22 protein-coding genes and 1 tRNA gene are annotated in these 25321 nt (G+C 30.1%); 15 read left to right on the top strand and 8 right to left on the bottom strand.

Annotation, left to right across the window (positions count from 1 at the left end):
• The first annotated feature begins 6 nt into the window (after positions 1-6).
• Positions 7-360 (top strand): DUF6686 family protein, encoded by a 354-nt coding sequence (locus tag ES045_RS03150; RefSeq protein WP_223267168.1) that lies wholly within the window; start codon positions 7-9, stop codon positions 358-360.
• Between the two features lie 196 nt (positions 361-556).
• On the opposite strand, the gene ES045_RS03145 is transcribed toward ES045_RS03150, so the two are convergent.
• Positions 557-3679 (bottom strand): S41 family peptidase, encoded by a 3123-nt coding sequence (locus ES045_RS03145; RefSeq protein WP_189663017.1) that lies wholly within the window; start codon positions 3677-3679, stop codon positions 557-559.
• A 192-nt stretch (positions 3680-3871) separates the two neighbouring features.
• Here ES045_RS03145 and ES045_RS03140 point away from each other — a divergent pair, with 192 nt between their 5' ends.
• The 4 genes from ES045_RS03140 (at position 3872) to ES045_RS03125 (ending at position 8679) form a co-directional block, all read left to right on the top strand.
• A complete protein-coding gene (locus ES045_RS03140; protein ID WP_147112290.1) occupies positions 3872-4951 on the top strand; it encodes a hypothetical protein in 1080 nt (359 codons plus the stop codon).
• A 146-nt stretch (positions 4952-5097) separates the two neighbouring features.
• Positions 5098-7077 carry a histidine kinase gene (locus tag ES045_RS03135; protein WP_189663016.1) on the top strand — a complete coding sequence of 660 codons (1980 nt, stop codon included), beginning with the start codon at positions 5098-5100 and terminating at the stop codon, positions 7075-7077.
• A 5-nt stretch (positions 7078-7082) separates the two neighbouring features.
• Entirely contained in the window at positions 7083-7925 is an 843-nt protein-coding gene (locus ES045_RS03130; RefSeq protein ID WP_147112282.1) for a metallophosphoesterase, read from the top strand.
• Between the two features lie 4 nt (positions 7926-7929).
• Positions 7930-8679, top strand: a complete 750-nt coding sequence (locus tag ES045_RS03125; protein WP_147112279.1) for a LytR/AlgR family response regulator transcription factor — start codon at positions 7930-7932, stop codon at positions 8677-8679.
• Between the two features lie 49 nt (positions 8680-8728).
• Here the strand turns inward: ES045_RS03125 and ES045_RS03120 are convergent.
• The 3 genes from ES045_RS03120 to ES045_RS03110 all read right to left on the bottom strand — a co-directional run bounded on the left by ES045_RS03120 (position 8729) and on the right by ES045_RS03110 (position 10822).
• Positions 8729-8804, bottom strand: a tRNA-His gene (locus tag ES045_RS03120).
• Positions 8805-8858: 54 nt separating this feature from the next.
• A complete protein-coding gene (gene bshB1, locus ES045_RS03115) occupies positions 8859-9575 on the bottom strand; it encodes a bacillithiol biosynthesis deacetylase BshB1 (RefSeq protein ID WP_147112277.1) in 717 nt (238 codons plus the stop codon).
• A gap of 92 nt (positions 9576-9667) precedes the next feature.
• On the bottom strand, positions 9668-10822 hold the full coding sequence (locus ES045_RS03110) for a trans-sulfuration enzyme family protein (RefSeq protein WP_147112275.1): 1155 nt from the start codon (positions 10820-10822) through the stop codon (positions 9668-9670).
• A 73-nt stretch (positions 10823-10895) separates the two neighbouring features.
• On the opposite strand from ES045_RS03110, the gene ES045_RS03105 reads away from it, so the two are divergent.
• From ES045_RS03105 to ES045_RS03090, 4 genes are all read left to right on the top strand, one after another.
• Positions 10896-11594, top strand: coding sequence for a Rossmann-like and DUF2520 domain-containing protein (locus ES045_RS03105; protein ID WP_147112272.1), 699 nt, complete (start codon positions 10896-10898; stop codon positions 11592-11594).
• Between the two features lie 62 nt (positions 11595-11656).
• Positions 11657-12181, top strand: a complete 525-nt coding sequence (locus tag ES045_RS03100; protein ID WP_147112268.1) for a KdsC family phosphatase — start codon at positions 11657-11659, stop codon at positions 12179-12181.
• A gap of 72 nt (positions 12182-12253) precedes the next feature.
• Positions 12254-12676 (top strand): DUF2147 domain-containing protein, encoded by a 423-nt coding sequence (locus ES045_RS03095; protein WP_147112264.1) that lies wholly within the window; start codon positions 12254-12256, stop codon positions 12674-12676.
• A gap of 41 nt (positions 12677-12717) precedes the next feature.
• Complete coding sequence (locus tag ES045_RS03090; RefSeq protein ID WP_147112261.1) at positions 12718-13950, top strand: ATP-binding cassette domain-containing protein; 1233 nt, start codon at positions 12718-12720, stop codon at positions 13948-13950.
• Positions 13951-13952: 2 nt separating this feature from the next.
• Here the strand turns inward: ES045_RS03090 and ES045_RS03085 are convergent, their stop codons facing one another.
• Positions 13953-14594, bottom strand: coding sequence for a protein-L-isoaspartate(D-aspartate) O-methyltransferase (locus ES045_RS03085; RefSeq protein ID WP_147112257.1), 642 nt, complete (start codon positions 14592-14594; stop codon positions 13953-13955).
• Positions 14595-14830: 236 nt separating this feature from the next.
• Between ES045_RS03085 and ES045_RS03080 the strand changes: the two genes are divergently transcribed.
• The 3 genes from ES045_RS03080 to ES045_RS16545 all read left to right on the top strand — a co-directional run bounded on the left by ES045_RS03080 (position 14831) and on the right by ES045_RS16545 (position 17584).
• Positions 14831-15790: a Gfo/Idh/MocA family protein gene (locus tag ES045_RS03080; RefSeq protein WP_147113407.1), complete on the top strand. Its 960-nt coding sequence runs from the start codon at positions 14831-14833 to the stop codon at positions 15788-15790.
• A gap of 263 nt (positions 15791-16053) precedes the next feature.
• Complete coding sequence (locus ES045_RS03075) at positions 16054-16941, top strand: 3-hydroxybutyryl-CoA dehydrogenase (protein ID WP_147112254.1); 888 nt, start codon at positions 16054-16056, stop codon at positions 16939-16941.
• 4 nt (positions 16942-16945) lie between these two features.
• Positions 16946-17584 (top strand): acyloxyacyl hydrolase, encoded by a 639-nt coding sequence (locus ES045_RS16545; protein ID WP_147112248.1) that lies wholly within the window; start codon positions 16946-16948, stop codon positions 17582-17584.
• Positions 17585-17632: 48 nt separating this feature from the next.
• On the opposite strand, the gene ES045_RS03065 is transcribed toward ES045_RS16545, so the two are convergent.
• Entirely contained in the window at positions 17633-18106 is a 474-nt protein-coding gene (locus ES045_RS03065) for a Dps family protein (protein WP_147112242.1), read from the bottom strand.
• 107 nt (positions 18107-18213) lie between these two features.
• On the opposite strand from ES045_RS03065, the gene ES045_RS03060 reads away from it, so the two are divergent.
• On the top strand, positions 18214-19152 hold the full coding sequence (locus ES045_RS03060) for a hydrogen peroxide-inducible genes activator (RefSeq protein ID WP_147112239.1): 939 nt from the start codon (positions 18214-18216) through the stop codon (positions 19150-19152).
• 199 nt (positions 19153-19351) lie between these two features.
• Here the strand turns inward: ES045_RS03060 and ES045_RS03055 are convergent, their stop codons facing one another.
• Complete coding sequence (locus tag ES045_RS03055) at positions 19352-20971, bottom strand: ABC-F family ATP-binding cassette domain-containing protein (RefSeq protein WP_147112236.1); 1620 nt, start codon at positions 20969-20971, stop codon at positions 19352-19354.
• A gap of 187 nt (positions 20972-21158) precedes the next feature.
• On the opposite strand from ES045_RS03055, the gene ES045_RS03050 reads away from it, so the two are divergent.
• Both ES045_RS03050 and ES045_RS03045 read left to right on the top strand, forming a co-directional pair.
• Entirely contained in the window at positions 21159-22553 is a 1395-nt protein-coding gene (locus ES045_RS03050) for a hypothetical protein (RefSeq protein ID WP_147112233.1), read from the top strand.
• A gap of 139 nt (positions 22554-22692) precedes the next feature.
• A complete protein-coding gene (locus tag ES045_RS03045; protein WP_147112230.1) occupies positions 22693-24528 on the top strand; it encodes a DEAD/DEAH box helicase in 1836 nt (611 codons plus the stop codon).
• Positions 24529-24622: 94 nt separating this feature from the next.
• Here the strand turns inward: ES045_RS03045 and ES045_RS03040 are convergent, their stop codons facing one another.
• Positions 24623-25237, bottom strand: a complete 615-nt coding sequence (locus ES045_RS03040) for a LysE family translocator (RefSeq protein ID WP_147112226.1) — start codon at positions 25235-25237, stop codon at positions 24623-24625.
• Positions 25238-25321: the final 84 nt, after the last annotated feature.

The raw sequence follows: 25321 nt of genomic DNA, 5'->3' as shown, positions 1-25321 counted from the left end.
AAAAAAATGTGCCATAAAACTAAAATAATATCAAGTGTTAAATGTGGAGAGTTATCTGTTTGCATGGGTTGTGAAACATATAGTTTAACATTTAACAATGTCTTTTTTCAATTTGAATTAGAGGAGTTAATTCAGTTTAAAAATTACATTTCTAAAGTAGATACAGCATATTGGTTCACACATTATGCGAATACAACTCAAAAAAGAAAAATTCCAATACAAACATATCATCAAAATTTAATTTTAATTTTTAATGTTTATGAGTTTGAAGAACTTAAAGTACTTTTAAAAATTAAAAGTAACTTTAAAAAAGAAATTTTATCACCAGAAGACGTAGATTATACGTTTATATTAAATTAATTATAACGAATTCTAATTCATTTTATTGATCTCTAGTTTTGGTTTAAAATTATGAGATTTCTCCACCGCTAAAAGCTCTTTTCGAAATGACAACCGCATAGATAAACATAGAGACCGTACAGTTTTAATACTGAATTAAATACAGCACAAGAACCTGTATGGTCTCTTAATTAAAATTGTTCTTTAAGATACTTAACTACTTTATTTTTTTCATTAAAATGGCAATAGCTTTATCTAATTGAGGTGTATTATTTTGTAATCTATCTTTAAAATCTTTACCAACATATACATCTGGTGAAACTCCTGTTAATTCTAAATCTTTACCATCTAACGTATAACAACCCCAAGAAGGCAATCTGTATGAAGAGCCATCAACTAAAGATTTACTGGTGGTAAAAATAATCCATCTGTAGGTTTCTGTTCCTACAATAGTACCCAAACCGAGTTCTTTAAAACCTGCAGCGGTCATTTCTGCATCCGAAAGAGATTGCTCATTTATTAACAAAACAATGGGTTTATTACCATAACTAAAATTAGATTGACTTGCCAATTTGCCTTCTCTATATTTCCAGTTTAAGTATTTTTTTTGTTGCAAAAAGTTTAAAACAGGGTCGTGTACATTTCCTCCTGTATTGTACCTTAAATCTAAAATTAATCCTTTTTTGTACGCTTCATTGCTCATTAAATCTTCATAAAACTTGGTTAGTTCTCCACCACTCATATTTTTCATGTGCACATAAGCAATCTCATTATTTGTCTTTTCATCTACATGTTTTTGATTTTCATCTTGCCATTCATCATACATCAAACTTTTAATATCTCCATAATTTGTAGCATGAATGTAAACACTAAATTCCTCTTTATTTCTAGAGAAAGTCAATTTAATCTCGTCTTTAGTATCAGGATTTGTAAAGTAAGATTCTCTGTTTTTATTGGTATCAACTCCTACTCCATTCACAGCAATTAACACATCACCTTTTCTAATGTTTTTATTTTTAACATCAACAGGGCTTTCAGAAACAATTCTTTCAACCATAAACGGCTTGTCGTTTTTAAATGTTATTCCGGTAGCTAAAGTTTTGGTTCCGTAATAGATTTTTTCTTCAGAACCGTTTGAATTAAACCCAAAATGAGACGTATTTAATTCACCCAACATATCATTAAAAATCAAACGTAAATCTGCTCTATTGGTAATAAAAGGTAAAAACTCTGCATAACGATCTCTTAGTTTTTGCCAATTTTGTCCGTGAAAATTTTCATCATAAAAATTCTCTTCCATTCCCGCCCAAGCTTCAAAATACATTTGCTCAAATTCGTTTGACAAAGACTTGTTGAATTTAGAATCTATAGCAATTACTTTTAATTTGTTTGTACTTAAGTTTAGGGAATTAATAACGCCACTTACCAATACATAATGTTTCTTTTTTGACGCTACATGCTGGTATCCAAAAACTCCTTTGTCTCCTAAACTTTCTGTTTTATCGCTCTCAAAAGGTGCTATGGTTGTTTTCCATAATTTATTTTTGCCTTCATCGTGATTAGAAATGTATAGTACATGCGTTTTATCGCCTTCAGTTATCACAGAAATATTTGCTTGATTTCCAAATCTTGGGCTAATTCTAGTCAACCTATCCATTAACCCTTTACTGTTTATCCCAACAGTTACGTTTTCTTCCTTTTTATCTTTTTTAGTAGTATCCTTTTTTACGAACAACTCTTTTAACTTGTCCATTTTAAAAGGTTTCTCATATTTATCCAAAGCCATTTGATATACTTTCGACTTTCCGTTTCCACCACTAGGAAAACTAGGAGCAGTTCTTTCTGAAGTGAAATAAATAAATCTTCCATCTTCAGACCAAATTGGTTGAAGCTCAGAAACCTTTGTATTTGTAAGATTTATGGTGTTTTTAGATGCTGTATTATAGACAAATATATCAGCTTCAAAATCTCGATACGCATTGTAAGCAATGTATTTTCCATCAGGAGAAAAATATGGATTTGCGTTGTAGAATCCCCAAAGTTCATCTTTTACAACCAAATCACTCTTAAAAGTTTTTAAATCGATCGTATAAATTTCATTTCTACCTCTTAAATAAACACCTTTTGTCATTTCTTTATCAAAAGTAAGCTGCCTATTATTCATGTCATTTTTGGTAAGCTGTTTTGTAGATTCACTATTCTCAGCATCAACAACAAACCAGTTGTAATACCCTTTGTAAGATCTAGAATACAAAAGTGAAGTGTTATTTTTCAACCACTTTACTTCCTGAACAGCTTCTGTGTTTTCTGTAGGAATTTCTTTTACAAATTTCCCTTCTACGTCAGAAACAAATAATTTTCCTCTAGAAACAAAAGCCATCTTTTTCCCATCCGGAGAAACATCAAAAAAAGTAATTTTTCCTTTTACGTTGTAAGATTGTTTTTTAGTAATTGTATTATTATTATTGATGTTAATTTTTAATTCATTAGAAGATTTTGAGGCAACATCATACACATATAATTGGTAATCTTTTCTAAAAACAATTTTCTCTCCATTGGCACTCACTTTAGGCCACATAATAGATGTAGAGAAATTTGTAAGTCTTTTTTTAGTTCCGCTTTCAAAAGTATATAAATTGTATTCATCTTTATATTCATCAGATTTAAAGTAAACATTCCCTTTTTCATCAATCGTTGCACCAAAATCTTTTCCTCTATAAGAAGTATGTTTTGTAAATTTCTGAGTGACAATATTATATGATTTTATATCAGGGTTGTAATCTCCTTTATACCTTTTTCTATGGGCAAAAGCAGCACTTTCCCAAGATTCATTAAAATAAATATCTTTTGTTATTGGGTGTTGTACAGCGTTATGAACGGTATTAAAATAATGAGGAAATGTTCTTTTTGGAGTTTCGCCAGCAATAGAAATGGTGAAATTAGAAGTAGCATTATATCTGTTAGATGTAAAATTGATGGTTTTACTATCCCAATTCCAAGAAGCAACCATGTCATTCCCTTGGTGAAAAGTAAGTTGGGTAATTTCTCCGCCTTTTAAAGGCATTATATATACATCGTAATTGCCATATTGATTGCTAGAAAAAGCCAACCATTTTCCATCAGGAGAAACACTTGGGTCTGTTTCTGTTCCGTCCATTGCAGTTAGTCTAAATGTTGTACCGCCATTAGAATTCACTTTCCATAAATCTCCTTGATAGCTGAAGATAACTTCACTTCCATCTGGTGTTAACGTTGGTTTTAAAGTAAAATGAACAGCGCCTTTTTGAGAAAAAAGTGCAAAAGAAAGTAAGAAGATACTTAATTTAAATATCGTTTTCATAATTATAAAGTTCGATTAGATTTTAAATTTAAGCAAATAAAATTTTAAAGCGTGTAATCGAAGAAATAAAATAATAAGAACGCTCTAAGTAACGAATTCTAATTCATCATATACGAATTCTAAAACAGCCAAAATTTAACTTTACTTCCAAGCTACTTTTACAGTGTATTAACATTTAAAAAAGTAGAAATTATGAAAAAATTCTTAAAAAAAACAGCAGTAGTATCAGCAGTATTTATAGCAACAAGCACCTTTATTGGTTGCGGTTCTTCAGCATCTAAAAAAGGAAATGAAACCGCAATTATTGTAGAGAAAGCTTCTATTTCTAAAGAAATAACTTATCAGAAACCCGTTGTTTTTATAGCAGGTTTCGACAAAGGAAATGAAACTTTTTACTCGAACGCAAGAACTTATTTTCAAGAAAAAGGATTAAAAGTAATTGATGGTAAGTATTCTTTAGAAGAAATAATTCTGTGGTTAAATACAAACGGAAATCAACATCCTTTTAGTGAAATTCATATCGTAAATAAAAGCAATCCTTATAAAGGCATGCATTTAGAAACGGTGGTTAGAGGAGAAAAAATCACTTCAGAAACCTTAAGAAGAACCATTACACAAGGTACTTTACCAAAGTTAAAAAACGTGGTAAATAACAACTCTAAAATAATATTTCACGCTTCTGGTTTAATCGAGAACAAAGCGCTTTTAAAGACTTTGAAAGATGCTTTTCATACCACAGAAAATGCTAAAATTGTGGCTTCTCCTTATCACACCATATTCGGGGGGAAATTTTCTGATCACTCTTTGGCACAACCTTATTATGTGTTTTATCCAACCGCATATTCTCCTGGAAAAATAGATTTATCGAAAGAAATTGCTAGAAAATATCCAGAAGAAAAAAATATCGATTGGTATGAAACCTTGAATAATGAAGAAGAAAGATATATTGGTGAAGCATACACTACGCAGTTTACAATACCTATTAAATGGGAATTTGATTACTTTAATTCTGATAATGAAATGCCTAATTTTACAATGGCAAACGATGTTAAGGACTGGATAGCATCAAAAGATGAATTACTTGCTGAATTAGAGAAATACAACATTCCTGTAGAAAAATTTAGATGGAATTGGTCTGTAAGCGGTAGTAAATTAGTCATTAGCGGAAGAACAACTGGCTTGTGTGTATTAAAGCCATTAATTAAACCTTATGGAGATTTGCAACACGTAGCACCAGATACAAGTAACAAACGTCTGTATGGAATGAATTAATTTGGAATAGAAATTGTAGTTTGATAAACGTCATTACACAAAATTAAAAATGATGTAATGACGTTTTAATTAGTAAGTTTGTTTATATGAAAATATATCTTAAAAAAATATCTTCAATTTATCTTTACCAATGGAAAATAATAAAAATGCTCCTTTTATTTTTCTCTTTTTTTCTGATAAATGCTCTTCATGCTCAAGAAAATAGTTTTGAAGAAATAGCAGTTTTTAACGAATTTAAAAATTATAAAATTAAAGAAATATCACAAGATGCATCTAATAATATTTGGTTAGCAACCAACAAAGGTGTTTTAAAGTTTGATGGTCTTTCTATAAAACAATATGATATTCAAATAGGCAAATCTTCAGAAAAAGTAAATACCATTTTAGTTAAAAACGATTCCCTTTTTATAGGAAAGAACAACAGTTTACATCTAAAAACACGCCAGCAACTTTTAACTTTTGATACTAAAGCAATTCATAAAATATTTAGTTATAATAACAAGTATTTCATAGCTTCAAACCAAGGAATCCTTTATTTTAATAAAACCCTTTTAGAACCTTTAAAAACAACTTATAAATTAGATTTCTCAAGTATAAATGATCTTATTTTTTACAAAGGCACGTATGTTATTGCCTCAAACACGGGACTTTGGATTCTATCTGATTTGTTTCAACCTAAAAAAATAGATTTAATTCAAAAGGGGAATTATACTTCTTTACTACAAATTGAAAACAAGCTATTTGTGGTGAAAAATAATAGTGAAATTCAAGAATTAAATGATAAAAATGTACTCCTAGAAAAGTATTCTAAAAACGAAATTTCTAGCATTTCAAACATCAATAATAAACTATATGTGGTTTCTAAAAATGATGGCATAGATGTTTTAAATTATACTACTTTTATTTTTGAAAAAAGAATTAATAAGTACAATAGTAATTTAAATTCTAATACTATAACGGCAGTATTTGAAGATGCAGAAAAAAATATTTTGATTGCAACTGAAAAAAAATTATACATTAAAAAAAAATCTGAGATTATAGGAAAACCAACTTTAAATATTTCTGATGTAACTGTAAATTATATTTCTGTAGATACTATAAATGTGAATTCTTATAACAATGTATTACAACTAAAACCGAGTCAAAATAATATCTCTTTTTCATTGCAAAGTACTTCTATTAACAATGCAAAAAATATCGAATTCAGATATCAATTAAAGAATCAATTTTCTCCTTGGGGCACAAATAATCAAGTAAATTTTGCGAGCTTAGAACCTGGTAAATATCATTTTATTGCTGAATCTCGCTTTAAAAACAGTAAAAAAATAAATTCTAAAACATTCTCATTTCTTATTGCAACTCCTATTTATAAAAAGATTTGGTTTCTAGTTTTATGTGGCGTTCTTTTTTGCTTGCTTTTAGCAGGTATTATTGAAGTCTATATTCAAAAAATTCACAAGAAAAATCAACAAAAAATAGCTGCTTTAAAACTAGAAAATCATTTACGCTCTTTAGAACAAAAAGCATTGCAATTACAAATGAATCCGCATTTTATTTTTAATGTTTTAAACGGAATAAAAGCGTTGGGTAATTCAGGTAATAAAGAGGATCTAAATACAACAATCTCACAGTTTTCTATCCTTTTAAGAAGCATTTTAAATAATTCTAGGTTAGAAGAAATCAGTTTAAAAGAAGAAATTGAAACCATAGAAAACTATTTAAGTTTAGAACAAAAAATGAGTTCAAAAAAGTTTGATTTTTCTATTGAAACGAACCTACATAATATGGATGCCGAAGAAATTTTGATTCCGCCAATGTTGTTACAACCTTTCGTAGAAAATGCAATAAAACACGGGATTTCAAAAATTGGTTCTGAGGGAAAGGTTCAAATTCTATTTACTGTGAAACATCGTTTTTTAGAATGCACAGTAACAGATAATGGTATTGGAGTTTTTCAGTCTCAAAAAGAAACTAAAAATCATAGCTCTGTTGCTTTAAAAATAACCAAAGAAAGAATAGAAAACCTTTCTAAATTTAGTACTTTTTCTGTGGAAGAAATTAAAAAAGAAAAAGCCATTTCAGGAACTAAAGTTTGGTTTAAAATACCTTTAAAAACAGATTACTAAAAAATATGGAAAGAAGAAAGTTTATAAAAAACACCGTTTTAGGAGCCACTGGCATTGGTTTAACTACTGGTTTGTATAGCTGGCAAATAGAACCTTTTTGGCTAGAATTTGTAAAAATAAATATGCCCATTAAAAATTTACCAAATAATTTAATAGGCAAAACAGTACTGCAGATTAGCGATATTCATGTTGGAAATCGTTTTAATTATCAATACATCATAGATTCTTTTGAAAAAGCAAAATTGCTAAATCCAGATTTTGTTGTCTACACAGGCGATTTTGTTTCTTATGAGAATGAAGAACAGTTCGAACAACTAAAGAAGGTTATGAAATTTGCTGTAAAAGGAAAATTAGGAACTGCGGGTGTTTTAGGAAATCATGATTATGGAGAAGATTGGTTAGAACAAAATGTTGCAGATAGTATTACAGAAATTTTAGAAAATGCTGGTATTTCTATTTTAATTAACGAACAAAAAGAAATGAACGGCTTAAATATTATGGGCATTGATGATTATTGGGGTATGAATTTTAATCCAAATAAAATAATGTCTGCATATGATGATAGCAAAGCCAATATTGTTTTATGTCACAACCCAGATGTATGTGATTTAGACGTCTGGAATAATTATAAAGGATGGATTTTATCGGGCCATACTCATGGAGGACAAGTAAAACCTCCTTTTTTGAAGCCGCCAATTTTACCTGTAAAAAACAAAAGATACAGTGCCGGAGAAATCGATCTAAACGATGGTAGAACTTTATATATCAATAGAGCATTGGGTAATTTATACCAAGTCCGTTTTAATGTAAGACCAGAAATTACTGTTTTTACACTGTCAAAATTATAAATTTATGAAAAAAACAACGGCAATTTTAGTAGAAGATAATTCTTTAGCTTTAGAAATGTTATCGAATGATATTTCTAAGCATCATAAAGAAATTGAAATTATTGGAACTGCAAAATCTGTTGTGGAAGCTGCAAAATTATTGCAAAAAAAGGAACCTGATATGCTATTTTTAGACATTATGCTAGGTGACGGAACTGGTTTTGATATTCTAGAAATTTTTCCAAATTTAAACTCTAAAATAATCTTTGTAACTGCCAGTGATGCCTATGCAATTAAAGCTTTTAAATTTGCTGCAATAGATTACATTTTAAAGCCTTATTCAGATGATGACTTAGCAAATGCTATAGAAAAAGCAAAGAATCAACTACAACCAGAAAATGCCCAATTAAGCGTATTAAAACAAGCTATTATAACACCAAATGTAACGTTAGAGAAGATTTCATTGCATACTTCAGAAAAAATAATTGTTGCCAGTATAAGCAATATTATTCGTTGTAAATCAGATAATAACTACACTACTTTCTATTTTAAAAATAACGAAAAGCTACTCGTTTCTAAAACATTAAAATTTTATGCCGATTTACTAAAGGAAGTTGGTTTTTTAAGAGTGCATCAAAGTCATTTGATAAACACAAAATACATTAAAGAATTTATAAAGTCTGATGGCGGTTATTTAATTTTAACCGACAATTCTAATGTACCCGTTTCTGTTAGAAAACGAAATGAAGTTTTAGAAGTTCTAAGTTCTTTTTAAAATGGCAGCAACAAAAAAATCCTTCTCAAATGAGAAGGATTTAATTTTTGGGTGGAAGACGGGATTCGAACCCGCGACCCTCGGTACCACAAACCGATACTCTAACCAACTGAGCTACAACCACCATGTAATTTCGGGTGCAAATATACTTCTTTTTTACAATCTAAAACAATAAAAACTTAAATTAATTTACTTAAATTTTCTACAGCAACGTAACGCTCTGACGTAAAACCTTCTGCGTATTCAACACCAATCAACCTTCCTAAATCTCTTGCGCGGTAATTAATACTCTCTATAAAGTTTTTACTTGTAATTGGTGTTTCTGGCTCACTACTCTTAGGATCGTAAAACTGAGACGAATACGCTAAAACCGCATCCGTTTTTTTATCAATAAAACCAGTTACATCCACTACAAAATGCGGTTCTATATTTTTCCATTGAATATAATGATATACTTGTTTTGGTCGCCATTTTTCTTGTTGCTCCCCTGCTACTTCCGTTTCAATCTTTAGCAATCCGCTTAAAAAACAAGCATCAGAAACCAATTTACTTCCTTTTCCATGATCAATGTGTCGATCGTCAATTGCGTTACATAACACCATTTCTGGTTTATATTTACGAATCATTTTTATAATTTCTAACTGATGTTCTTTGTCGTTGGTAAAAAATCCATCAGCAAAACCTAGATTTTCACGCACAGCAACACCCATTATTTTTGCCGCATTATTTGCTTCAATAATTCTTAATTCTCCAGAACCACGCGTTCCTAATTCGCCACGCGTTAAATCTATTATTCCTACTTTTTTACCTAAAGAAACTTCTTTAGTAATTGTAGCGCCACAACCTAATTCTACATCATCTGGGTGCGCGCCAAAAGCTAATATATCTAGTTTCATTTATTTATTTTTTAATCATTACAAATAAAGGAACACTAAAGTAATCTTTTAATTAAATAGAGATTACTTCATTCCTCGCAGTACGAATTATTTTATTTACACTTCTCTAATGCCTGCTCAATGTCTGCAATTAAATCTTTTGTTTCTTCAATTCCAACAGAAAACCGAATTAAACCGTCTTTTATTCCTTGGTTTGCTCTTTCTTCCGCAGATAATAGTGCGTGCGAAGTTAGTGTAGGACTTAGCATTGTGCTTTCTACTCCTGCCAAACTCATCGAAGGTTTTATCAATTTTAAATTATTTTGAAATTCCATGGCGTCTATTCCTTCTTTTAGTTCAAAAGACAACATTCCACCAAAATTTTTCATTTGCTTTTTGGCTAATTTATAATCTGGATGCCCTTTTAAACCTGGATAATACACGTAAGAAACTTCCTGATTTACAGCCAAGTATTTTGCCATTTTTAAGGCATTTTTACTCTGACGCTTCACACGTAAATTCAAGGTTTTTAAGCTTCTTTCTAGCATCCAAACGGTCATATCACTCAAACTTCCACCTAGATTTTTGGCAGTATTCCAAATCTTATCAATATGTTTATTGGATGCAGCCACTGCACCAGCTAAAATATCTGAATGACCTCCCATATATTTTGTTGCAGAGTGCAGCATAATATCAATTCCGAAATCAGTTGGCGTTTGGTTTATTGGCGATGCAAACGTATTGTCTATCATTGTTACAATTCCTTTGGACTTTGCCAATTTAGAAACTGCTTTCATATCTGTAATTGTTAATAACGGATTCGAAGGAGTCTCTATATATATAACCTTGGTATTTTTTTTAATCTCTTTCTGAAAAGAATCGATAGATAAATCACTTGTAAACGAATATTCAATTCCGAATTTATCAAACTCTTCTACCACCAAATTATACGTTCCTCCATACAACGTTTGTTGCAAGACAATATGATCTCCTTTCTGTAAAAAAGCAAATAAAGTGGTGCTAACAGCTGCCATTCCAGAACCAAAAATTAATGCATTCTCTGTTTTTTCTAAAGCGGCAATTTTTTTCACCAATGCTTCTTGATTTGGCGTGTTTAAATACCTCGGATACCGTTTTACAGCTACACCGTCAAAAGCATAAGAAGTAGACATGTATATCGGTGAAACGGCTCCTTTAAACTGTTCATCTTTAACTTCCCCTATGTGCGTACAAATGGTATTTATTCCTAGTTTTTTTTTATCTTTCATTTATTGAATTTACATCAGCTAATTTAGTAAAAGCAATTCTAAATTTCTATAAATTTTCAATATCTTCGCTATAATGATATCAATTGTAATTATTGGAGATGGAAATGTAGCAAAACATTTAGTAAATGCTTTCTTAAAAGTTGATACTATTAATGTTACACAAATAAATTCAAGAAAATTAGAAAATATTCCGGAAGCAGACATTACCATTCTTGCTGTTTCAGATGCTGCGATTGCAGAAGTTTCATCAAAAATTAAAAACTCTTTTGTTGTACATACTTCAGGTAGTTTTTCTATGGATGATTTAAAAAACACAACAAACAAAGGTGTGTTCTATATGTTACAAACATTTTCTAAAGACAAAGAAGTCGATTTTTCTAAGGTTCCTTTTTGCTTGGAAGCACAAAATGAAGAGGATTATCTTTTACTTGAAAAACTAGCAAATTCGATAGGAAAAAAGACGTACGCTATTAATTCTGAACAAAGAAAAGCCATACATGTTGCTGCTGTTTTTGTAAATAATTTTACAAATCATCTTTATAAAATCGGAAATGATATTTGTATTGAGAATAAGGTTCCTTTTGAAATTTTACACCCTTTAATTGATGAAACAGCACAAAAAATAAAAACGCTTTCACCTAAGAAAGCACAAACAGGGCCTGCCGTTAGAAATGATGAGAAAACAATTGAAAATCATTTACATCTACTAAATAACGAACAGCAGAAAATCTATACTATTCTAACAAAATCTATTACAGATTCTTTAAAGTAGCTTCAATAATAATTAAATTAAAACAACGCTTTTAAAATTTAAAAGGTTTATAAATAAAAAATATGGAAATTAGTTACAAACAATTACTCCCTAAAATTAACACGTTTATTTTTGATGTTGATGGAGTTTTAACAAACGGAACGTTAACCATAATGCCAGATGGCGAATTGGTAAGACACATGAATGTTAAAGACGGTTACGCAATGAAAAATGCTTTGAATAAAGGATACAGAGTTTGCATTATTTCTGGTGGCACCAATGAAGGCGTAAGAAAAAGATTGACTGCCCTAGGAATTGAAGATATTTATTTAGGTGCTCACAACAAAATACAGCAATACAGAGAATTGGTTAAGAAATACAATTTGAAGCCGGAAAACGTATTGTACATGGGAGATGATGTGCCAGATTACCCGGTAATGAAAATTGTAGGTTTGGCTGCTTGCCCAAATGATGCTGTGCAAGAAATACAAAGTATTTCTAAATACATTTCTTATAAAAAAGGAGGAGAAGGTTGTGTTAGAGATGTCATTGAACAAGTTTTGAGGGTTCAGCAAAAATGGGATGAAAATTTTGATGCGAGTTTATAATTATTTTAACGGTATCTTTCTTTAATCTTTTATACTTTTCACTTGATAATTTCTCATAAATACTTCCTAGCCATGAAAAAAATACTTTTTACACTTTTATTTACAGCTGTTACGGTTTCTATAAATTCTCAAACAATTTTTGGAAAATGGAATTCTAAAAATGAAGACGGTAAAGTTGATTCTGTTTTAGAAATTTATGAAAAAAACGGAAGAGCATTTGCAAAAGTAGTAGAAATAATGAATCCTGCTAGAAAAGACGCACTTTGTGTGGGGTGTGAAGGGGAGTATAAAGACAAACCAATTTTACATTTAGACATATTATCTGGTCTAGAAAAAAATGATGATGCCTGGTCTGGTGGTCAAATTATAGATCCTAGAAATGGAAACACCTATAAATGTTACATCAAATTGATAAAGCCTAATAAATTAAAATTAAGAGGTTATGTTGGTGTTTCTCTTTTTGGTAAAACGGCTTATTGGGAAAGAGTGAAATAGATTTCGATTTAATACTTCTTTGATACACTATAAAATTAATTATGGAGAACTTCCATTTTGCTATAAAAAATAAAAGTCTTTCTACTAAAAGTATTTTCTTAGAAAATATATTAAATGACAGACATAATTTATCCCATTTAAAAAATAAGAAAGGCTTGTTGTTTTCTAATTCAGTTTTAGAAAAATTCATAGAAAAAGAAGCTAGACATCAGACACTAACCCTTACCATTAAAGAAAATAGAGGTATTCGTACTTTTTCTAGCGGAGAACAAAAAAAAGCATTGCTTGCTTATTTAATTCAACAAAAACCCCATTTTTTAATTTTAGACAGTCCTTTTGAGAGTTTAGATTCAAATGCTATTTCTAATTTAGAAAAGACGCTTCTAACCCTAGCTTCAGAAATCGTTTTAATTCAGCTTTTTAATAGAGAAGAAGAAATAACTTCTATAATAACTCACGTTTTAGAGGTCGAAAAAGATGTAATTATTTCTACTACTCCCATAGAAAAATATAATTTCACAGAAAATAATGTTGTTTTTAAAGGAGAAGTTCCTAAAGCTATTAATTGCTATGACAACATACCAAAACAATTAGTATCATTTAAAAATGTAAGTGTAAATTATGATGAAAATTGTGTTTTAAAGAACATAAATTGGACAATCAATAAAAATGAATTTTGGCAATTAATTGGCCCTAATGGTTCAGGAAAAACCACCATTTTATCGATGATTTATGGCAATAATATAAAAGCATACGGACAAGAAGTATACTTATTTGGTAAGAAAAAAGGTTCTGGAGAAAGCGTTTGGGACATAAAACAAAAAATAGGTTATTTTAGTCCGGTTTTGCTAGAATTATTTGAAAGAAAAGTAACGATATTAGAAATGATGCTCTCTGGTTTTTTTGATAGCATTGGCTTGTACAACACACCCACTACTTTACAAGTTAAAATTGCCGAAGATTGGATGCTATTATTAGGCTTAGATAATAATAAAAATAGTTTTTTTCAGAATGTATCTACTACAAAACAAAGGTTGATTTTAATTGCAAGAGCGATGATTAAACATCCGCCTCTATTAATTTTAGATGAACCTTTAATTAATTTAGACAACCAAGGAACTGAAATTGTTGTGACTTTAATAAATAAAATAGCCTTAGAAAGTGATACAACAGTTTTATTTGTTTCTCACAGAAGTGTAAAAAACTTACAGCCGAACTATACATACGAGCTAATGCCTTCAAAAAAAGGTTCTTTAGGACGCGTAAAAAAATAAGATTAATTTTTTTCTTCTAACATCGGCACAAAAGCAAAGTCTCCTAATTCGTGTTTTTCGAATTCTTTGGCAGATTTTCTAATAAAAAGTGTCATTATTTGTGTTTTATCACCAACAGGAATTAACAACATCCCTCCTATTTTTAATTGTGCTAATAACGGATTTGGAACAAAAGGTGCACCAGCAGTCACAATAATTTTATCAAAAGGCGCTTGTTCTTTTAAACCGATATAACCGTCGCCAAAAATAAATCGTTTTGGCTTATAACCAATTTTCGGTAAGAATAATGAGGTTCTTTTAAACAATTCTTTTTGTCTTTCTATAGAATATACAATAGCTTTTAACTCTAACAAAACAGCTGTCTGGTACCCAGAACCTGTACCAATTTCTAAAACTTTATCACCCGGTTTTATTTCTAACGTCTGCGACTGAAAAGCCACAGTGTATGGCATAGAAATAGTTTGTTCTGCCGCTATAGGAAATGCCTTGTCTTGGTAAGCATGTGCTTCAAAACTTGAGTCTATAAACAGGTGACGCGGAATTTCTCGTATCGCATTCAGTACTTTATTATCTGTAATACCTTTTGCTTGTAGCACAGTAGCAAGTTGATTTCTAAGTCCTTGGTGTTTTGAAGTGTCTTTCAATTTTAATCATTTTCTAAAGTCTAAAAATAAGAATAATTTGAATTACATTCTTATAAAATTGTATCTTTGTTTTCGTTGATAATTTCTGATATTTCTTCAGGAAATTCAAAACACAAAATATAACGTCATTACTAAGAATTTTCTGCTATAAACAGAAAACAATGAAGCATTTTCTTCGTTTGAAGATTTCTTCTCGAGGTTTAAAAAACTTTAACAATGACAAAAAACATACATATATGCTAAAAGCTGGAGTTTTAGGTGCGGGTCATCTTGGAAAAATTCATTTACGTTTATTACAACAATCAGAAAAATACGAATTGGTTGGTTTTTTTGACCCATTTACAGAAAATGCAGAAAAAGTAGCCAAAGAATTTGGTTATAAATTATTCGATTCTATTGAAGAATTAATTGCCGCAGTAGAAGTAGTAGATATTGTTACACCAACATTGTCTCATTTTGAGTGCGCTAAAATGGCTATTGAAAAAGGACGTCATATTTTTATAGAAAAGCCAATTACTAAAACGGTTTTAGAAGCAGAGGCTATAAACACGTTGGCTAGCCAGTTTCATGTAAAAGGTCAAGTTGGTCATGTAGAGCGATTTAATCCAGCATTTACAGCGGTTAAAGATAAAATTGATTCGCCAATGTTTATTGAAACACATCGATTGGCAGAATTTAATCCTAGAGGAACCGATGTTCCTGTGGTGTTAGATTTAATGATTCATGATATTGATATTATTCTTTCGGTCATAGACTCTAAAGTTAAGAATGTACACGCAAGCGGAATTTCTGTAATTTCTGAAACTCCGGATATTGCAAATGCAAGAATCGAATTTGAAAACGGTTGTGTTGCCAATTTAACGGCAAGTAGAATTTCTATGAAAAACATGCGTAAAACACGTTTTTTTCAGAAGGATGCTTATATTTCTGTTGATTTTTTAGAGAAGAAATCTGAAATTGTTAGAATGAAAGAGGTTCCTAATAATCCGGATGAGTTTGCCATGATTTTGCAAAATGCAGAAGGTGTTAAAAAACAGATTTACTTTGACAATCCTGAAATTGAAAACAACAATGCTATTTTAGACGAATTAGAATCTTTTGCAGATGCTATAAATAACAAAACAAAACCTGTGGTATCTTTGCGTCAAGGTGCAGAAGCTTTAAGAGTTGCACAAATGATTATCGATTGTTTTTAGTTGATAATTGCAAAGAATAAACCATACTTTTAGATTTAAAAAAAGTACCTAAATAAGTGCGTTAGGGATTGAAGTGGAAATCCTTTTTTTTTATATCACGTCATTACGAGGAAGTATGACGAAGTAATTTCTTTTTAATTAAGAGATTGCCACAGAAAGTGAAAAAACTTTCTTTGTAATGACGGCAATAAAAAAAAGATTGTAACCTAAAGCCCGACCTTTAGGTAACGCCCAAAAAAATATAAATATTTAAATTATTATTGATGAAAAACATAGCTGTAATTGGTGCTGGAACGATGGGAAATGGTATTGCTCATACATTTGCTCAATTTAATTATAATGTACATTTAATAGATATTTCTGATGCTTCCTTGGCAAAAGGAGTTGCAACTATTTCTAAGAATTTAGACAGAATGGTTGCAAAAGAGAAAATCTCTGAAGCTGATAAAAAACAAACTTTAGCCAACATTACAAGCTTTACGTCTATTACAGAAGGTGTAAAAAACATGGATTTAGTTGTAGAAGCTGCTACTGAAAATTTGGATTTAAAATTGAAAATTTTTAAAGAATTAGATACTGCTTGTGCCGAGAAAACAATTTTGGCTACAAATACGTCATCAATTTCTATTACTCAGATTGCCGCCGTTACCAACAGACCAGAAAAAGTAATTGGAATGCATTTTATGAATCCGGTGCCAATTATGAAATTGGTAGAGATTATTAGAGGTTACAATACGTCGGATGAAGTGATGCAAACTATTGTAGATTTGTCTAAGAAAATTGGCAAATCGCCGGTTGAAGTGAATGATTATCCTGGTTTTGTGGCAAACAGAATTTTAATGCCAATGATTAACGAATCTATTGAGACGTTGTACAATGGTGTTGCCGGTGTTGCAGAAATAGATACGGTAATGAAGTTAGGAATGGCACACCCAATGGGTCCTTTGCAATTGGCAGATTTTATTGGTTTAGATGTTTGTTTGTCTATTCTAAATGTATTGCATGACGGTTTTAAAAATCCTAAATACGCGCCTTGTCCTTTGTTAGTTAACATGGTAATGGCAGGGAAATTAGGTGTAAAATCTGGTGAAGGTTTTTATGATTATTCAGAAAATAGAAAGGCCGAGAAAGTTGCTAAAATGTTTAGTTAATTTAATGAAAAACAAAGTACTATTCTTTTTATTATTTGCTAGTTTTTTAAGTGCTGCACAAGCATCTAAAAAAGGAGTTTTGAGCGTTAAAAAAATAGGCTTTTTGTATAATAATGCAAATGAAAAAAACTTTATTTTTGATGATGAAGATTATTCCTACACTACAAATACCTATAAATTACAAGCTTTTTATAATTTAGGAAATTGGAAGTCTTTATATTTTGAGTTGATTGTACAACCACAATATCAAGTTATAAACCATCAATTGGATAATTCTTTTTTTGTCTTACCAGACGAAGAAAATGCTACCATGAAAATAGCTGAATTTACAACTCCAAAAACAATGTATTTATATGCTTTTGAATTGGGGTTTGTTCTTAAAAAAGAGCTTTTTAAAAAGCTAGATTTTTTAGTAACCATTGGTTTAGGACTGGCAACTGTAGATACTAGAACAGAACGTTTGGCAAAAGGCTTTACGTTTATAGAAAACGGTTCTTTAGGCTTATCTTATAAAACGAGTAACAAAACGTATGTCTACTTAGGTAGTAATATTGGTCATGTTTCTAACTTTGACACGCAAAAACCGAACAATGGATATTCTTTTGTTGGTTATGAAATAGGCGTTTCTTACGTACTAAAATAAAAAAAGGAACTCTGTTAGAGTTCCTTTTTAAATTATATGCTTTTCTTTTTATTTACCCAACCAAGAATTCAACATCCAAATTGTTTTTTCTTGTTCTGCTATAAAATCGCTCATCATAGAGTTTGTACCTTCATCATTTGCTTCGTCAGACATATCTAAAATTTCTCTCTCTATTTTTAATAATTCAGATAAAGAATTTACAACTAATTCTACCGCCTCAACATCATTAGAGATATCTCTACCAACAGCTACTGAAGATGTTGCTAAATAGTCTGAGAAGGTGTGTAAAGGTTTACCTTGCAACGTTAAAATACGTTCTGCAATATCATCTATCTTTACTTGAGAATCTGTGTAAAATTCTTCAAACTTAATGTGTAAATCAAAAAAGTTTTTTCCTTTAATATTCCAGTGTAAACCTCTTAAATTCTGATAATATATTTGAAAATTAGATAACAATCCATTTAAATTATCTACTAAATTTGCACTTTCCTTTTTGTCTAATCCTAATATTGACTTGTTCATTTTTATATGTTTTTTTATTTGATACTTCAAATTTAATAGAAATTTTCGACATTAAACTATAATAATTATTGATAGTTTTAATATCTTTATCAAAATATTTTATACGCATGACAATTACCCAATTAAAATACGTTTTGTCTGTTGCAGAATACCAGAATTTTACGGTAGCCGCAGAACATAGTTTTGTTACTCAACCTACGTTGAGTATGCAAATTCAGAAATTAGAAGATGAATTAGGCGTTAAGATTTTTAATCGTTCTAAAAAACCAATTGAATTAACAGAAGTTGGGAGTAAAATAGTAGAACAAGCTAAAGTAATTGTAGATGAAAGTAATCGAATTTTAGATATTGTACATCAACAAAAGGGATATATTGGCGGCGAATTTAAAATAGGAATGATCCCAACGATAATGCCTACACTTTTGCCAATGTTCTTGCAGAATTTTACAAAAAAATATCCGAAGGTTAAATTGGTGATCGAAGAATTAACAACAGAAGATATTATAAGAAAATTAACAGATGGTCATATAGACGTTGCTATTGCTGCAACACCTTTAGAGAATGAAGCAATAAAAGAAAGACCTTTATACTATGAGCCTTTTGTTGGTTTTATTCCACAAAACCATAGACTTTTTAATAACAAACAAATTTCTCCGGATGAATTAGAAATGGAAGATATTTTATTATTAGAAGATGGCCATTGTTTTAAAGACAACGTTCTTAATTTATGTAGAAACCATAAAATTGACAATAAGAAAAAATTTCAGTTAGAAAGTGGAAGTTTTGATACCTTAATTAAATTATCTAAAGAAGGTTTAGGAATGACTTTGTTACCTTATTTACATACTTTAGATTTAAATGACCTTGATAAAACACATTTACGCGAGTTTAAGAACCCGCCACCAGCAAGAGAAGTGAGTTTAATTTACCACAAATCTCAATTAAAAATGCAATTAATTGAAGCGTTAAAGAAGACAATTGATGGCGTTGTAAGAGGTGCTATTTCTTTTTCTGATGTGAAGATTATCAGTCCGATTAAGAAATAAAAGAAATATCGATTCGATTCTTTTATTAATAAAACTCTTATGCTATTTTATAGTATTGCTATTTTACTTCAATTAAAATAATGAAAAAAGACCTCACAAATTTTAAACATTTGTGAGGTCTAATTATATTTAAGTACCTGCTAATAGCTTGTTATTTCAGAAAAACATTCGCGTAATTAGTGAAATTTGTACCTGTTATTTAAGCATACATTTTATCTCGTAATTCTTTAATTTTAGGATCTGATACATATTCTTCAAAAGTAGTATATCTATCAATTGCTCCTTTTGGTGTTAATTCTATAATTCTGTTTGCAACCGTGTGTGCAAACTCATGATCATGTGTAGAAAACAAAATGGTTCCTTTAAAATTAATTAAAGCATTGTTTAAAGACTGAATAGATTCTAAATCTAAGTGATTTGTTGGCTCATCTAAAATTAAAACATTTCCTCTTTTCATCATCATTCTAGACAACATACAACGTACTTTTTCTCCACCAGAAAGCACATTACTTTTCTTTAGCGCTTCTTCCCCAGAAAAAATCATTTTCCCTAAAAAACCACGAATAAAAACTTCTTCGCGTTCTTCTTCTGTTTGCGCATATTGTCTTAACCAATCTACTAAATTTAATTCTCCGTCATTAAAAAACGTTGAGTTATCTAAAGGTAAATAAGATTGTGTTGTTGTAACTCCCCAAGAAAATTTACCAGCATCTGCTTTTTCGTTTTCTGTTACCACTTGATAAAAAGCGCTAATTGCTCTAGAGTTCCTAGAAATAATTGCAACTTTATCTCCTTTATTTAAATTAATGTGTACATCGTCAAATAATTTCTCATCTTCAAAGTTTTTAGACAAACCTTCCACATTTAAAATTTGATCTCCAGCTTCTCTATCTCTATCAAAAATAATGGCAGGATAACGTCTACTCGATGGTTTAATATCTTCAACATTTAACTTCTCAATCATTTTCTTACGAGAAGTTGCTTGTTTCGATTTTGCAACATTCGCAGAAAAACGTCTGATAAAATCTTCTAATTCTTTCTTTTTATCTTCTGCTTTTTTATTTTGTTGTGCTCTTTGTTTTGCGGCTAACTGGCTAGATTCATACCAAAAAGTATAATTCCCAGAATAATGATTTATTTTACTAAAATCGATATCTGAAATATGTGTACAAACAGCATCTAAAAAGTGTCTATCATGCGAAACTACAATTACAGTATTTTCAAAATTTGCCAAGAAATTCTCTAACCAAGAAATGGTTTCAAAATCTAAATCATTGGTTGGCTCATCCATAATTAAAACATCTGGGTTTCCAAATAAAGCTTGTGCAATTAACACACGTACTTTTTGCTTACCATCTAAATCTTTCATTAAAGTATAGTGCAAATCTTCTTTGATACCTAAATTAGATAACATTGCAGCTGCGTTAGAATCTGCATTCCAACCATCCATTTCTTCAAAGACAATTTGCAACTCTCCTATTTTCTCTGCATTTTCATCTGTATAATCTGCATATAGCGCGTCAATTTGTTTTTTAATTTTAAACAAATCTTTGTTTCCCATAACAACGGTTTCTAATACAGGAAATTCGTCAAACGCATAATGATCTTGCGTTAAAACAGACATTCGTTTTCCTTTATCTAAATGCACTTGCCCCGAAGTTGGTTCTTGTACGCCAGAAATAATTTTTAAGAATGTAGATTTTCCTGCTCCATTTGCTCCGATAATACCGTAGCAATTTCCGTGAAGAAATTTTGTATTCACTTCATCAAACAAAATACGTTTTCCAAATTGAACAGATAAATTAGAAACTGATAACATAAATAGACTTTTTTAATTTTGTGCAAAAGTACAAATTCCATTTTTCTTTACAACCTATAAATTCAATACTTTTATAAGGTATGCTTTTAAAACTTAGTAGGTTCTGCCATACTATTTTAACAGTGAATTAACAACCTTACCTATTTCAAATTTCTACATTTGCTATATGCTTTGTGTAGCTCTAAATATGACAAAAAAACTATATTCTTTTATCGCTTTATCTTATCTATTAGTAGCTTTAACAAGTTGTACTAGCAAAGAAAAAACTAGTACATATTTCGGAGGGAAAATAATAAACCCGAAGACTAAGTTTGTTGTACTTTATGCTAAAGACAAAGTTGTCGATACACTTTTACTAAATGATAGGAATAAATTTTTAGGAACGTATGACAATTTAGATGAGGGTTTGTATTATTTTGAGCATGGTAACGAGAATCAATATATTTATTTGGAACCAAAAGATAGCTTAATGCTACGTTTAAATACCTGGAATTTTGATGAATCTATCGTTTTTGCTGGTAAAGGAGCTGAAAGAAATAATATTTTAATTGATATCTTTTTAGAAAATGAAAATGACAGAAAAGAATTTTATCAATTAAATAGATTAGAGCCTGCGGAGTATATTAATAAAATGGATTCGATTATAGGTTCTAGATTGATTACTTATAATGATTATACAGAAAGGCATCCAAATGAAACTAGTAAATATTTAGAAATCTTAAAAACATCTCTAACCTACTCTATTTATTCTAGAGTAGAAAGATATCCTATAAACCATGTTTACATTTCAAGAAAAGATAATTTCCCTGAGATTAATGCTTCTTTTTATAAATATAGAACTGAGCTAGATTACAACAACAATTCTTTAATGTATTATACACCTTATGCAAGATATATAACAAATTATCTATATAATGTTACGTATTCTATGGGCCATGAGCCTATGAAAGACGGGTTTTCATCTGATTTTACTGTAGACTTATTAAATACTATTGATGCTAAGATTAATTCTAAAGACTCTAAAAATGCATTCTTAAAAAGAACGGTTTTAGATCACTTTTACAGAAAGTCTAGCTGTAATATAAATCAGAAAGCTTTTGATGTTTTTTTCTCTTTATCTTCAAATAAGGAAGACAAAACTCTTGTTAAAGATATTTTAGCTGATAATAAAGTTATACATAAAGGTGATGAAATAAAAGGTTTTACAATTTCAGATTTCACAAATCAAGCAATAGATATTGAAGATTTTACAATTAATAAAAATTCTGTTTTATTATTTTGGAGCGAAGAGTACATGTCCAAATCTTTTATCAGTTCGAGAATTCCTTTTCTACAAAAAAAATATCCTTTGTTAAATTTTGCAGTTATAGAGATTGATGGAGACAATACAAATAGAATTAAAAATGTAGATATTAAAAATCAATATTTTATAAATTCTAAAGCGCTTAAAGATAATTTTCTTAGAAGTAAGATGAATCGAACAATTCTTGTAAATAAAAACGGAATTGTAGAGAATGGATATGCTGCAATTTCTTCTGGAAACATCTACAAACAGCTAAAAGAATTAAGTAAAATAAATTAAACCTACCAAAAGGCGATATTTCGTAATTTTCTTGTACCTTTGCACGATTTTAATTTTGAGGGAACTCAATAGAAAATCAAGTCGAATTTTATAATTGGATTTGCAGGTCGGCGTTCTGTGAATCTACAAAAACACAGTAATGTCAACATTTTTAGAATTAGGTTTAAAAGAACCGATCAACAAAGCATTAACAGATTTAGGATACGAAAAACCAACTGTTATACAAGAAAAAGCAATTCCACAAATTATTTCATCTAAGAGTGATTTAAAAGCATTTGCGCAAACAGGTACCGGTAAAACTGCTGCTTTTAGTTTGCCAATATTAGAGCTTTTAGATAGTAATAGCGGTAATGTACAAGCTATTATTTTATCACCAACAAGAGAACTTGCAGTTCAAATTGGTAATAACATTAAAGATTTCTGTAAATATTTACCAGATGTTAAAGTAACTACCGTTTATGGTGGTTCTAGCATGGAAGATCAAATTAGATCTTTAAAAAGAGGTTCACAAATTGTTGTTGGAACTCCTGGTAGAACAGTAGATTTAATTAAAAGGAGAGCTTTAAAATTAGGAAACGTTCAATGGTTAGTCTTAGATGAAGCTGATGAAATGTTAAATATGGGTTTTAAAGACGAATTAGATAAAGTCTTAGAAGCAACACCAGACACAAAGCAAACATTATTGTTTTCTGCAACTTTTCCTAGAGAGGTTGAGTCGATTGCAAGAAACTATATGACAGATCCAGTAGAAATTACTTCTGGTCAAAAAAATCAAGGTTCAGATAATGTAAGTCATGAATATTATTCAGTTACAGAAAGAACGCGTTACCCAGCTTTAAAAAGAATAGCAGATTTAAACCCTGATATTTATGCAATTATCTTCTGTAGAACTCGTAGAGAAACACAAGAAGTTGCAGATACCTTAATTAAAGACGGTTATAGTGCAGATGCTTTACATGGAGATTTATCTCAAGGGCAAAGAGATTCTGTAATGGGTAAATTCAGAAAGAAAACAATTCAAATCTTAGTTGCTACAGATGTTGCAGCTCGTGGATTGGATGTTACTGAATTAACACACGTAATAAACCATAAATTACCAGATCAGATAGAAAACTATACACACAGAAGTGGTAGAACTGGTAGAGCTGGTAACAAAGGTATTTCTATTGTTTTAGTGAATGGAAAAGAGAAAGGAAAATTACGTCCTATCGAAAAAATCATTCAAAAGAAATTTGTAGAAGCAAAGGTACCTTCTGGAAAAGATATTTGCCAAAATCAATTAATGAGTTTAATTGATAAAGTTGTAAATATCGAAGTAAATGAATCTCAGATTAATGAGTTCTTACCTAGTATTTATGAAAAATTAGAAACTTTAAATAGAGAAGAATTAATTCAGAAATTTGTTTCTTTAGAGTTCAATACCATGTTAGCATATTATGAAAATGCTAAAGATTTAAATGATTTATCTTCAAGAGATAATTCTAGAGCAAGAACAGAAAACGAAAATATGACTCGTTTTTTCATCAACATTGGTAGAAAAGACAATTTAAACCCAGGTAAATTAATTGGTTTAATTAACGAGCAAAATATTGGTGATAAAGTAGAAATAGGTTCTATAGATATTTTAGATACTTTTTCTTTCTTTGAAATTGATAAAAACTTCGAAGACAAAACATTAGAAGCTTTTTCTTCTAATCAACCAGATTTTGACGGAAGATCTGTAAACATCGAAATCACTAAAAAAGAACGTTCTGGTGGCGGAAGAAGAGGTGGTAAAAAACCTTTCGCTAAAAAAGAAGGCGGTGGCTTTGGTAGACGTAGAGAAGGCGGTTCTTCTTCTTCTTCTAGAAGAAGTGATTCTGGAAGCAGGGGCGGTTCTTCTGATAGACGTTCATCTGACAGACCAGACAGAAGTTCTGGTAGTGGAGAAAGAAAATCTTCTGGCGGTTTCGGTAGAAAACGTAGAGATAGCTAGGAATATAAGCTATAAAAATAAAAACCTCATAAACTGTAAATGTTTATGAGGTTTTTTTATGAAAAAAAATGAACTTAAATACTTGCGTAGTTACTTACAGTAAAATAAAAATAGCTATTAAAATAAAAACAACAATCTGTGTCCATTTTAGATAATGGCCTATTTTTTTATGCTCTTTTATGGTTTTAGAAATAGCACCTGCAAGTATTGCTATCATAAAAAAAATAATGAAAGAAACGATCATAAAAATAAAGCCTAAAACGTAAAATTGAAGTATTGTATTTAACGTTTCACTAAATAAAAACCCAGGAAAAAAGGCTAAGAAAAATATAGATACTTTCGGGTTTAAAACATTCATTATAAACCCTTGTTTAAATAACTGCTTTGTTGTTTTTTTTGGTACAATTTCTTCGGATAAAGAAATACTTACATCAGACTTGTACACTCTGTATGCCAAATACAGCAGGTAAATTGCTCCGAAAATTTTAATTGCAGTAAATAAGTTTTCAGATTCTTTTATAATTGCAGAAACCCCAAAAGCAAGCAATGTTGTGTGTATTAGACAACCAGATATTAGTCCGAAAACGGTTGCTAAACCATACTTTTTGCCATTCACAATACTTTGCGTTAAAACAAAAATATTATCTGGCCCTGGAGATATCGCTAAAATTGATGTTGCAAGTGCAAAAGATAAAAGTGTTTCTATCATTAAAGTAAAAGTACACTTTTTGGTTTTCTTGTGAAAACAAGAATTTCAACAAAATTTAAAGAAACTTCAAAACTAGGCAAAAAC

The organism is Polaribacter sp. IC073 (assembly GCF_007997075.1).
Classification (GTDB): domain Bacteria; phylum Bacteroidota; class Bacteroidia; order Flavobacteriales; family Flavobacteriaceae; genus Polaribacter.
This window is presented reverse-complemented; position numbering and strand designations above follow the sequence as displayed.